Source organism: Evansella sp. AB-rgal1 (assembly GCF_041820985.1).
Taxonomy (GTDB): Bacteria; Bacillota; Bacilli; order Bacillales; family Salisediminibacteriaceae; genus Evansella.
This window is the reverse complement of sequence record NZ_JBGUAU010000003.1, coordinates 226,765-238,832: the sequence shown is the minus strand read 5'-3', so window position 1 is coordinate 238,832 and position 12,068 is coordinate 226,765. Positions and strand designations below refer to the sequence as shown.

Here is a 12,068-nt window from a genome sequence, read left to right as displayed (position 1 = left end):
TGCGGTAGTCCAACCAGCACCTTTGTTTTCTCAGTTCCCCGACCTCTGTGTGTATGCGAAGGTTTTTTTACGTTTCCCACTAGTACCATTCTAAAATCAAGAAACTAACTATTCATATGTTTGTTATTATATAGTTTCACCTCAACTAAGCTTGCTATTGATCTAGTATGTAGCTTATTAGACAATTCTGGTCTGTACTTGCTTGTTTTTGTCTCGAAAGACGCTCTTACTAGACAATTCTGGTCTGCAATTGCTTGTTTTTGTCTCGAAAGACGCTCTTACTAGACAATTTTGGACTGCCCTTGCTTGTTTTTATCTCGAAAGACGCTCTTACTAGACAATTCTGGTCTGCACTTCCTTGTTTTTGTCTCGAAAGACACTGCTTACTAGACAATTTTGGTCTGCAATTGCTTGTTTTTGTCTCGAAAGACGCTCTTACTAGACAATTCTGGGCTGCACTTCCTTGTTTTTGTCTCGAAAGCAGGTCTTATTAGACAATTTGATCATCTCTAAGCTTGTAACTATTTTTTAAGTAGTTTTTATTAGCCCTTATGACAAAAACAAAAAATGAGCCCCAATTAACAGGACTCATTCTTTATTATGCAAAATGCCTAGGTACCAACGGAATTATTCTGCTAATCCTTGCATTGCTGTTATTAATGCTAACTTGTACACATCTTCCGCATTACATCCGCGAGATAGATCGTTTACTGGTTTATTTAATCCTTGAAGGATCGGTCCAATTGCCTCAAAGTTACCTAAACGCTGAGCAATTTTGTAACCAATATTACCAGCTTCTAAGCTTGGAAAAATGAATACATTTGCTTCACCATTTAGCGGAGAGTCTGGCGCTTTCTTTTTGGCAACAGATGGTACAAACGCAGCATCAAATTGGAATTCACCATCTAATACTAATTCAGGCGCTTTTTCTTGTGCAATCTTTGTTGCTTCTACTACCTTCTCTGTTTCTGGACTTACTGCAGATCCTTTTGTAGAGAAGCTAAGCATCGCTACTTTAGGTTCAATATCAAAAACTCGTGCAGTTTTCGCTGCTTCTATTGCAGTTTCTGCTAAATCATTGCTGTCGGGTGCAATGTTTATCGCACAATCACCAAAGATGTAACGTTGATCTTCTTTTACCATAACAAAAACACCGGAAGTTTTTTTCACGCCCGCTTTCGTTTTAATAATTTGAAGAGCTGGACGCACTGTATCACCAGTGGAGTGTGCAGCACCACTAACTAGACCTGCTGCTTTATTTAAATGAACAAGCATCGTTCCAAAATAGTTAGGTGTTTGTAAAATTTTACTAGCTTCTTCTGGCGTAGCTTTCCCTTTACGACGTTCAACGAATGCATCAACCAAATCACCAAATGCCTCATATGTTGCAGGATTATAAATATCTAATTCAGAAACATCTAATTGTAAATCTAATGCTTTCGCTTTTATCTCATCTTCGTTACCAACTAAGATTGGATTTAAAATACCCTCTTTTTTCAATCGAACTGTTGCTTCTAGAATACGTTCATCCGTGCCTTCCGGGAAAACAATGGATGGATACCCTTGCTTCACCTTATCAGCGATGGCTGAAAACATGTCACTCACTAAAAACTCCTCCTTTTTATCCTACAAAAAACATCTACCCCTAAGGATACTCCTTCTCGTCATAAAAATAAAACACTCCTATGCATATTTCATAAAGTTTAAATTTTCAGAACGACATTATATATACAAACAATATTATTATACCCTTTTTTATCAAATGTAATTTTGAAGATTGCGTGAAATATATAATCCCTTGTATAATGAATGAATAGTCACTCATTTTTATGTCACTATTCTATTGCAAAAAGAACAAAAATACCTCTGTACCATAATTATTCAACCTCACAATATTACCCACAAACATAACAGCATTAGGAGAGAAAAACAAGAAACGAAGGGGGAAAATCATGGCTTGTGAAGCGTTGTTTCAGCCTATTAAAATTAGAGATCTAGATTTAAAAAACAGAGTCATTATGGGCTCCATGCACGTTGGGCTAGAAGGTTTGGAAAATGGCATCGAAAAATTAACAGAGTTTTACAAAGTACGAGCAAAACATAGCGTTGGGCTTATTGTAACTGGCGGGGCTGCTGTATGTCCTGAAGGAAGTGGCGGATTAGATTTCATGACCATTTATGAGGAGGAGGATATAGAACGTTGGAAGCCACTAACGGATGGGGTCCATAACGTAGGGGGCAAGATAGCCTTACAGTTATTTCATGCAGGTCGCTATGCTTATAAGAATCTTACTGGCTTTGATCCAGTAGCACCCTCCCCTATTCAATCACCCATTAATCCGGATGAACCGATAGGACTGACCGAAGAAGACATACATCGAACAATCAGAGATTTTGCAGAAGGCGCTAGACGTGCAAAAGAGGCTGGATTTGATGCAGTGGAGATCATGGGATCAGAAGGATACCTGATAAACCAGTTTACCTCCCCTGTGACAAATCATCGCAATGATCATTGGGGCGGCACCTTTGATAAAAGAATTGCTTTTTCACTAGAGATAGTAAAAGCTGTCCGAAATGCTGTTGGAGACCAATTCCCAATCATTTTTCGCATGTCAGGGTTAGACCTAATCGAAGAAAGCACTACAAAAGAAGAAACCATACAATGGGCCAAGGAGTTAGAAAAAAACGGTGCGGATGTATTAAATATTGGAATTGGTTGGCATGAATCTCGTGTACCTACTATTTCTATGAAGGTTCCTAGAATGAACTTTGTTTCTGTCGCAGAAGAGATTAGAAGTCATGTAAACACCCATGTAGTTGCCAGCAACCGCATTAGCGATCCATTGGAAGCAAATCGATTTCTACAGAAAGGAACAGTTGATTTTATCTCTATGGCACGCCCTTTTTTAGCAGATCCACAAATTTTAACAAAAGCGAAGGAAAACAGGTCTCAAGAAATCAATACTTGCATCGCTTGCAATCAGGCATGTCTAGATCATGTTTTTGAAGGAAAAGCAGCAAGTTGTCTAGTAAATCCTGAAGCTGGTAGAGAAACGGAATTAACTATTATCCCTGCTTCTAAACAAAAAAACATCTTGATAATTGGTGCTGGGCCCGCTGGATTAGAAGCTAGTCGAGTAGCAGCAGAAAGAGGCCACAGAGTTACCCTCGTTGATGGAAAAAGCGAAATTGGTGGACAATTAAACTACGCAAAGTCTGTTCCTGGAAAACTAGAGTTTTATGAGACTCTACGGTATTACCGAATTCAACTTGAATTGTTACATGTAAAAGTACTACTAAATTATCATATAGATATTTTTGATCCTCTCCTAGATCATGCAGATGAAATCATACTTGCAACGGGAATTACTCCTAGAATACCTGAAATAACAGGTTTAGATACGACCTCTGTTATTACTTATCGTGATATTTTTGAAGGCACAAAAAAAGCTGGAGAACGTGTCATTATTGTAGGTGGTGGTGGAATTGCTTGCGATTTAGCCTTATTTTTAAAGGAGAAAGGAAATCATGATATCACATTATTACAACGCGGCAAATCCTTTGCAAGAGGTATTGGAAAGACGACTCGATGGGCAACACTTATGGACCTTCGGAAAAAAAGGGTTCGAATGATCGGAGGAATTGAAGCTTACCACAAAATTGAAAACCCTTCCACTATTGTTTTCCAAAAAGATGGTACGGAAAGCTCTCTTACCGCAGATACGATCATTTTCGCTGCAGGTCAGCTTCCAAATACAGAGTTAGCGGTAAAGATTGAAGAAAAAGGGAAACAAGTGCATGTTATCGGGGGTGCTATGCACGCATTAGGCCTTGATGCCAAAAAAGCTATATATGACGGTACGATCGTAGGACGGAAAATATAATTAGGAGGTACGATGATGTCATTAAAACAAAATACCGTTTTATACAATGTGGAGGATCGAGTAGCTACTATTAGGATGAATAGACCTTCCGTAAAAAACGCAATAAACTTAGAAATGCACGAAGAATTGTATGCTGCATTTAAAATGGCAAAGTCCGATCATGATGTTCAGGTCATTGTATTAACAGGGGCTGGAGATGCATTTTCTAGCGGGGCTGATATTAAAAGCATTCCTTTAGATGATCTCGAACAATTTGATCATGGAAGTTATTTAGAAAAGACATATAACTCTCTTATACTTCTCATTGACCAGATCGAGAAGCCTGTAGTTGCTTATATTAATGGCATTGCTGTAGGAGCTGGGCTAAGTCTTGCATTAGCTTGTGATTTCCGGATTGCAGATGAGCAGTCAGCCTTTGCGCTGAGCTTTTTACAGATTGGCCTTATTCCAGATGCGGGAGCCTCTTATTACTTGCCACGACTTGTTGGTTTAGGAAAAGCATTGGAACTGTCCTTAGGAAAAAAAATAAGTGCTAAGGAGGCAGTGGAAATTGGGTTAGTCAATAAGGTGGGAGATCCTTCGACTTTTATTCAAAACTTGAAGAGGCTTCCTTATCCTGCTTATTACTATATGAAGAGGAATATGAAAGCTGGTTTCGAATCAACGTTGAGGGTAACATTGGACATGGAGGTAGAAGGTCAGCGAGTTTCTGGGAAGTCAGCATTTCATAAGCAAGCTGTCATGAAGTTTGTCAGAGGGTCTTGATCTCGAGGAATTTTAAATTAATTTGGAAAAATCACTGGAAGAGTTGGCTGTGCTTTTTCAGTGATTTTGTTTGATTAGGGTATTGTCGATTTCATTTATGGGTGTATGGGCGGGCGTTTGGTGTTTGGCATCTTTTATCGCTAGACCGCCATGCAAGTTAAAAATTTGCACCATGGAATTTGAAAATACGCTATGAGTATAGTTAGTATTTTTAACTTTATATGCAATGAGAGGAAACCAGCAAGACTCCGGTGGGAGGCAGAGCAGGGGCGAGACCCTGCAAATCGGAGCCAGGATGGCGACATGACGACGTTGCCACGGGACGTGGGCACCTACTTAGGCACAGAATTCCTCGAGGACGGCTCGCCAGCTCCCCACAGGAACGCGAGCAGGCTGAAGCGAATGGAATACAAACCAACAGAGTTAGTATTACCAGATAGTAGGATACACTTATTTTCAAGGTAGATCTCTTCTCAAAATGATCCAAATCTGCTTATAGCACTCCTTTACTTAATGATCTCAATTAAATTAAGAAGCACTCGAACATAAAGGCTTGCCATTTGGTTTTTAAAAAAGGAACAAGTATAATGAAGAAGGATAATAAAACAATTGAAAATAGATAATCAAGATGTTGAAGGAGTGACGTAAATGAGTGAGCCAGCAAAAACGTTAGAGGGATGGTATTGCCTGCATGACTTCCGTACAATGGATTGGACAGCATGGAAAAAGCTAGGTACTGAAGATAGAGAAACAATTATGGGGGAATTCTTAAACTTATTGGAAAAGTGGAACGCAACTCAAGAACGTTTTGAGGGAAGCCATGCTCTTTATACAATCTTAGGTCAAAAAGCTGATTTCATGATCATGCTACTTCGTCCAACAATGGACGAGCTTCAGGAGCTGGAGACCGAATTTAATAAAACTCGTCTTGCTGAATATACAGTTCCTGCGTATTCCTATGTATCTGTTGTGGAATTAAGTAATTATTTACCCGCCGATAAGGACCCGAATACAGACCCAGAAATTCAAGCTCGATTAAAGCCAATTCTTCCAAGATGGCAATATGTATGTTTTTATCCGATGGACAAGCGTCGTGAAGGAAATGATAATTGGTACATGTTAACTATGGAAGAACGTCGTGGTATGATGCGAAGTCACGGAATGATTGGAAGAGAATATGCAGGAAAAGTTCGTCAAATCATTTCCGGATCTGTTGGATTTGATGATTGGGAATGGGGCGTAACACTATTTGCTCATGATGTACTTCAGTTTAAAAAGCTTATATACCAAATGCGTTTTGATGAAGTAAGCGCAAGATTTGGTGAGTTTGGTTCATTCTATGTAGGAAATCTCCTTGATGATTCAAAAGTAAAATCATTTTTACATGTTTAATATTATTTAAAAACCTAGTGAGGAGTCTCACTAGGTTTTTTAATTCCACTTCCATTCCAAACACCATTTCCTTTCCTGTACAACAAGGCAATCTAATGACTCCATTATTTTTTAAAAAAGATTTTTTCTTTTTTTTGAATTGTCATAGGCACCTGTAGGAGTACATACACATACAATAGTGATTGTAGAAAGCATGTTACATGTATTCTATGTTGTGACCACATACGTGATTGCTCCCAATTTTGAAATTCGTAAAATGCCTAAAGTAGTCTCTATTGGCACACAACGAGTTTATACCGCGCAAGATTGTCAAAGGAGGTGTTTTCATGGGTGTAATCAAAGCTCAAGAAGCAGATATTGCAGTATTAGGAAGATTAATGAGAGCAGAAGCTGAAGGTGAAGGAGAATTAGGTATGCTTAAGGCCGGTAACGTTATGGTAAACCGTGTCCGTGCCGATTGTCTCGATTTTAAGGAAATTACTGATGTAAACAGAATGGCATTTCAGTCTCCAGGTGGATTTGAGGCTGTTCAAAAAAGTTATTTCTATCAGCATGCCCGAGATAAAGATAAACGACTTGCCAGACGACTTGTACAGGGCGAACGCCACCACCCTGCTGATAATGCATTATGGTTTTTCAGACCAGAGGGAGCCTGTCCTGCTCAATGGTGGGGTCAGTGGAACACAGGTCGGTATAAGTTACATTGTTTTTACTCACCATTAGCTAGCGCTTGTCCGTCGGTTTATTCAACATATTAATAACTTGGCTTTTCGCCAAGTAATTCTTTGGCGAAAGCCTTTATTTACTTTTATTTATACTTTAAAAAAGGAGTGACGATATGTACTCACAATCAGGTTATCCTTATTCACCGTATGGTTATGGTTATGGAACCCAAGGCACACCAGGAATGGCTCAAACTCCTACACCTGGATTTGTACAACAACAGCCTACAACACCAGCACCACCGCCGCAAGCACCAGGGCAACTTCCGTTAGAGCAATCATTTATTGAAAACATTCTTCGACTAAATCGTGGTAAAATTGGAACATTCTACATGACGTTTGAATATAATGAGCGTTGGAATGCGAAGGTTTTTAAAGGAGTTGTTGAAGCAGCAGGTAGAGATCATATTATTATTAGTGACCCTCAAACAGGAAAAAGATACTTACTTCTAATGGTAAATCTTGATTATGTTACGTTTGATGAAGAAATCAAATACGATTATGATTGGCCAGGGGCTGCTGCAGCACCTGACTTAGATACGTACCCTCCAAGATAATGTGTAAAAATAAGGTAGTTACGAAAGGACGAATCGTCTTTTAGTAGCTGCCTTTTATTTTAATTTTGGCTAACCTGAAAATACGTTTGTATCTGACTATCGAGTGATACTAACTTTGTTGGTAGTGATTCCATTCGCTTCAGATCCAATCCTATCCTGTGAGGAGCTGGCAAGCCTCCTCAAGGAATTCTGTCTAAGTACGTGTAACGAGCGCCCACGTCCTGTGGACAACGGCGTCATGTCGCCATCCTGGCTCCGATCTGCGGGGTCTCGCCTCTGCTCTACTTTCCCACTGGAAATAGTGGACCTACGCTCATTGCATATATAGTTGATAGTACTTAATATACTTTATAACGTATTTTCATCCGCCATGGTGCAATTTTTTTACTTGCATGGATGTCTATCCTTTTATGATTCCATGTCACTCCACTGTTCACGGATACGCTGTGTGCTTACCCCTGCATCGCTGCAATAAACAATAAGATCCAGCCTACTAAAAATGCCAGTCCACCTATTGGAGTTATTGCTCCTAACACTGATATACCTGTCAAGCTTAATACATACAAACTTCCAGAAAAGATGATAATCCCGATAAAGAAGGACCAACCTGCTCCATGTAGTAAACCAGTTGCACCAAGGTATTGCGTTAAAATGGCAACAGCAATTATCGCCAGCGTATGTATCATTTGATATTGAACTGCTGTTTGAAAAGTCTCTAAATAGCCAGCTGCCTCAAGTTTTGGTTTTAACGCGTGTGCACCAAATGCACCTAATGCAACAAATAAAAATCCACTTATACTTCCTAGCATTAAAAACAACTTCATTTGCGTTTATCTCCTTTGTCTAAACCAATTTATTATGAACAAAGAATATCATAGTAATTGACTATAAACAAAGAAGGAGCATTCATATACGTGAATATGAACACTCCTTCCTATTTAACGATTTTGTAAAAATACTCGTAACGCTTTTTCCATTTGTTGAACATCTTCCTCTGATTCGGAATGTACCACTATGTGATCGCCTTTTACTTCCAAACTCATGTTATGGAATCCTTGTTCATGTAAAAAGTCAGTAATAGCAGTTACGTCTTCATTTTGAGCAAACAGAGTGTGTTTCCCCATATAGTCATTGTTTACATAAACATCATAGCTATCCTCATTCATTTTTGATCCGTTATCATAATACTCTCTTCCTGCAAGAAAATAGATAGGTAATCCAAAACCATTTCCTATATTATTTTGTAGCATTGTATAACCTCCTTTACGCTTATTTTTTCCATTATTAAAGAAACAATGTACTAAAATAATAATTTCACAGCGCAAAAGTTAGAATTATCTGATTATTCCCTTGGTAATAATGTATTTCCTAATATTGTTGGTTTCTATTCCATTCGCTTCTGTCCACTCCTTTCCTGTGGGGAGTTGCCGAGCCTCCTCGAACGCAAGCGTTCTGCGGTGTCTCGCCTTTACTCTACTTCCCACAGGAGTTCGTGGACTTACGCTCATTCCATAGGAAGTTGATGTTACTTAAACATCTAATAATAATGATTTTCATACGCCATGGTGCCAGTTTTCTTTTTGCATGGGGGGGCGGCTTGGTAATTACGTTTTTAATTAACTTGTATTACTAACTTTAAACATTCTAAAAATATAAAAGCCCACTTCACAAATCTAAATGTGAAATGGGCGTTAATTGATATTAATAATTGTGATTTGATCATTAAAAATCCAACAGACTATCACTATTTGGGTCATCACCATCATCGTAGATGGATAGTTTTTCTTTTGAGCTCTTTGGACTTACATGGCTTTTCGTTTCTACATCTTTTCTTACATCTGCAACAGTGGCGTGTTTTACATTCGGTGTAACAAATGATTCCGTTGAGGTTGATGATAGTAACAAATCACAATAAGTTTTAATAGCTATCGCTTGTTCTCGATATGCTTGTGAATTGGGTTGATCCTCAAGAATAGCCTTTAAGCGTTGTAATTCCTGTTCCATTTTTTCCACAACAATTTTTGCTGGGATATTCATACACTCACCTCTTACTTCGTAAGCTCTAAGAATGTAGTTAGATCTTCTTTTACAAGATCTATGGCCTTTTGCCAAAACTCAGGTTGTGTTAAGTCAACATTCATATGCTTTTTCGCTAATTCTTCTACTTCCATTCGACCAGTGTCTCTTAATAATGCAATATATTTATCTTCAAATTTAGTGCCTTCTTCTGCAGCTTGAGCATAAATTCCAAGGCTGAACAGATATCCGAACGTATACGGGAAGTTATAGAATGGTACACCTGTAATATGGAAGTGGAGCTTCGATGCCCAGAAAGTTGGTGAATACTCCCCTAATGAGTCACAGTATGCTTCTTTTTGAGCATTCAGCATTAACTCATTTAACTTGGGTACACTTACTAAACCTTTTTTGCGTTCTTCATAGAAATTCGTTTCAAAGATAAAACGAGAGTGAATGTTCATGAAGAAGGCAATACTACGGTTTAATTTATCATCTAATAACTGGATTTTTGCGTCATCCGTTTTTGCTTGTTTGACCGTTGCATCGGCTACAATCATTTCCGCGAATGTTGATGCAGTTTCTGCTACGTTCATCGCATAACGTTGCGACATTTGTGGTAGATCGTTCATCACATATTGGTGATATGCATGGCCCAACTCATGTGCTAGTGTTGCAATGTTGCTTGCTGAACCATCATACGTCATAAAAATACGAGATTGTTCACTTAATGGGAAGCTCGTACAGAATCCACCAGGACGCTTTCCAGATCGACTTTCTGCCTCAATCCACTCATCTTCAAATGCCATTTTAGCAAAGTCAGCCATTTTTGGACTGAAGGAACGGAACTGATCGATGATTAGATTTGCAGCATCATCATAACTTACTTCTTCTACATTTTCAGAAACAGGAGCACCTACATCGACAAAGTCTAATTTATCTTGTCCTAAAATTTCCGCTTTACGCTCTAAGTACTTCAAGAAGTCTGGTTTGTTTTTTGTAATCGTATCCCACATCACATCTAGAGTTTCTTTTTTCATGCGGTTTATTTTTAATGGCTCTTTATGAATTTCTTCCCAACCTCTAGCTTCATATGTGTTTAAACGGAAGCCCGCTAAATGATTTAATGTATTTCCAAATAGCTCCGATTCTTTTTCCCAAGCCTTTTCATATTGTTCAAAAACATGTTTTCTTACTTCTCTACTTTTATCGTTCATTAAGTTAGCAGCTTGACCAACAGAGTAAGATTTTGTCTCTCCATCTTTTTCGATGTCCACAGTCATTCGACCAACTAGTGTATTATAGAAATTCCCCCACGCATGGTAACCATCAACAGCTAAGGAATCAATAAGTTTTTCTTTATCTCCTGAAAGTTTCTCTTTTGCATTCTCTCTTCTTTCATTTAAGTTAAAAAGAATGTCTTCCATACCATCTAATGTAACAAATTCCTTCCACTGTTCTTCATTAAACGCTAACAGTTGTTCATCAATAGAAGTTAACACGGCAGAGTACTTAGATCCTAATTGAGATATCGTTCCCGTTAATAGCTTTGCATTATCATCATGAACATTTTGAGCATTCAAGCAGCCAATAAACGCTCCTGCTTCTCTCACCTTTTTTCCAATTTCTTGTACTCGAACGATATTATCCGCAGTTACTTTTACAGTCACCTCTTTACTATCTATATCCTTTTGAAATTGAGTAATCTCTGTATCTAATTCAGCTAAGAATTGTTGTAAATGTCTAGAATCACTTCCGCCTTCAAAAATTGTGTCTAAATTCCATACTTGTTTATACTGTTCCGTCATGTCTAGACCTCCTATAATCGTTGTTCAAGATTTTTCCTAATCGTAGTATTTGATCCGATTCATAAATATGAACGCCGCTACTATCTTCCTGAGCGACTGTACACATAGCTTTTGCCAAATATGTTCCCTTTACAGGCTTATATTTTTCTAAAGGTCCAATGAGTAAAAGGGAAAAAGGTCTACCAACTAATTCTGCAGCTTTTTCTCCTAGCCTAAATTCTCCTCTATCCCCTACCAGTAGCGATGGTCGAAAAATATGAATGGATGGAAGCATCATTGAGATTAACTTCTCTTCCGTTTTACCCTTGACTTTACTATAAAAAAAGCGAGAATCACGATCTGCTCCTATGGAGGAAACAATAACATATTGCTTCACATCATTTTCCAAACCTAACTTTCCTATTGCAATCGGATATGTATAATCCACCTTCATAAATTGCTTCTTTGATTTTGCCTTTTTCATCGTTGTACCTAAACACACAAAAACATCATCAATGTTATGAAATAAATGATCATATTGATCAATTTTGTCAAAATCAATGATGTATTCAAGGACGAGGTGTTCATCATGATACTTTGTTTGCCTTCTCGTAATAATACGAATTTCGTTATACTGTCCACTTCGGATAAGTTCAAGTACAAGAAGTTCTCCTATTAAACCAGTAGCTCCAGCAACTAACGCTTTTTTCAAATTCTCCACCTCTTTGGAACCGTCATTAGTATCAATGTATCACGAATTGTCAAAAAAATGAAAGGATTATACTATGTGCTCCAATTTATTATTCCGATATTTTCTTGTTGCTACTGAGATTTAGAGTTTATTGTAGTTCTTATTCCTATTTAAGATTTTAGCAGATATATTTCGACAGACCCCCGCATTTATCAAGCTCATTCCGACAATAACAAAGACTGTTCCATATGAAA

11 protein-coding genes are annotated in these 12,068 nt (G+C 38.2%); 5 read left to right on the top strand and 6 right to left on the bottom strand.

The features are described 5' to 3' along the window. Positions 1 to 627: 627 nt before the first annotated feature. Entirely contained in the window at positions 628 to 1,596 is a 969-nt protein-coding gene (pta, locus tag ACERII_RS03900) for a phosphate acetyltransferase (RefSeq protein ID WP_373640215.1), read from the bottom strand. Positions 1,597 to 1,952: 356 nt separating this feature from the next. Here pta and ACERII_RS03895 point away from each other — a divergent pair, with 356 nt between their 5' ends. The 5 genes from ACERII_RS03895 (at position 1,953) to gerQ (ending at position 7,320) form a co-directional block, all read left to right on the top strand. Next, positions 1,953 to 3,884, top strand: a complete 1,932-nt coding sequence (locus ACERII_RS03895; protein WP_373640194.1) for an oxidoreductase — start codon at positions 1,953 to 1,955, stop codon at positions 3,882 to 3,884. Between the two features lie 15 nt (positions 3,885 to 3,899). Next, entirely contained in the window at positions 3,900 to 4,649 is a 750-nt protein-coding gene (locus ACERII_RS03890) for an enoyl-CoA hydratase/isomerase family protein (RefSeq protein ID WP_373640193.1), read from the top strand. Between the two features lie 648 nt (positions 4,650 to 5,297). Then, complete coding sequence (gene hemQ / locus ACERII_RS03885) at positions 5,298 to 6,041, top strand: hydrogen peroxide-dependent heme synthase (RefSeq protein WP_373640192.1); 744 nt, start codon at positions 5,298 to 5,300, stop codon at positions 6,039 to 6,041. 326 nt (positions 6,042 to 6,367) lie between these two features. After that, positions 6,368 to 6,799, top strand: coding sequence for a cell wall hydrolase (locus tag ACERII_RS03880; protein ID WP_373640190.1), 432 nt, complete (start codon positions 6,368 to 6,370; stop codon positions 6,797 to 6,799). Positions 6,800 to 6,879: 80 nt separating this feature from the next. After that, complete coding sequence (gerQ, locus tag ACERII_RS03875) at positions 6,880 to 7,320, top strand: spore coat protein GerQ (RefSeq protein ID WP_373640188.1); 441 nt, start codon at positions 6,880 to 6,882, stop codon at positions 7,318 to 7,320. 452 nt (positions 7,321 to 7,772) lie between these two features. Here the strand turns inward: gerQ and ACERII_RS03870 are convergent, their stop codons facing one another. The 5 genes from ACERII_RS03870 to ACERII_RS03850 form a co-directional block, all read right to left on the bottom strand. Next, positions 7,773 to 8,144, bottom strand: coding sequence for a DUF423 domain-containing protein (locus ACERII_RS03870; protein WP_373640186.1), 372 nt, complete (start codon positions 8,142 to 8,144; stop codon positions 7,773 to 7,775). Between the two features lie 114 nt (positions 8,145 to 8,258). Then, positions 8,259 to 8,570: a hypothetical protein gene (locus ACERII_RS03865; RefSeq protein ID WP_373640185.1), complete on the bottom strand. Its 312-nt coding sequence runs from the start codon at positions 8,568 to 8,570 to the stop codon at positions 8,259 to 8,261. Positions 8,571 to 9,042: 472 nt separating this feature from the next. Further along, positions 9,043 to 9,357, bottom strand: a complete 315-nt coding sequence (locus ACERII_RS03860) for a YwdI family protein (RefSeq protein ID WP_373640183.1) — start codon at positions 9,355 to 9,357, stop codon at positions 9,043 to 9,045. An 11-nt stretch (positions 9,358 to 9,368) separates the two neighbouring features. Beyond that, positions 9,369 to 11,144, bottom strand: a complete 1,776-nt coding sequence (locus ACERII_RS03855; protein WP_373640182.1) for a M3 family oligoendopeptidase — start codon at positions 11,142 to 11,144, stop codon at positions 9,369 to 9,371. Beyond that, complete coding sequence (locus ACERII_RS03850) at positions 11,128 to 11,835, bottom strand: NAD(P)H-binding protein (protein ID WP_373640180.1); 708 nt, start codon at positions 11,833 to 11,835, stop codon at positions 11,128 to 11,130. Before ACERII_RS03850 ends, ACERII_RS03855 begins: the two co-directional genes overlap by 17 nt. Between the last annotated feature and the right edge of the window lie 233 nt (positions 11,836 to 12,068).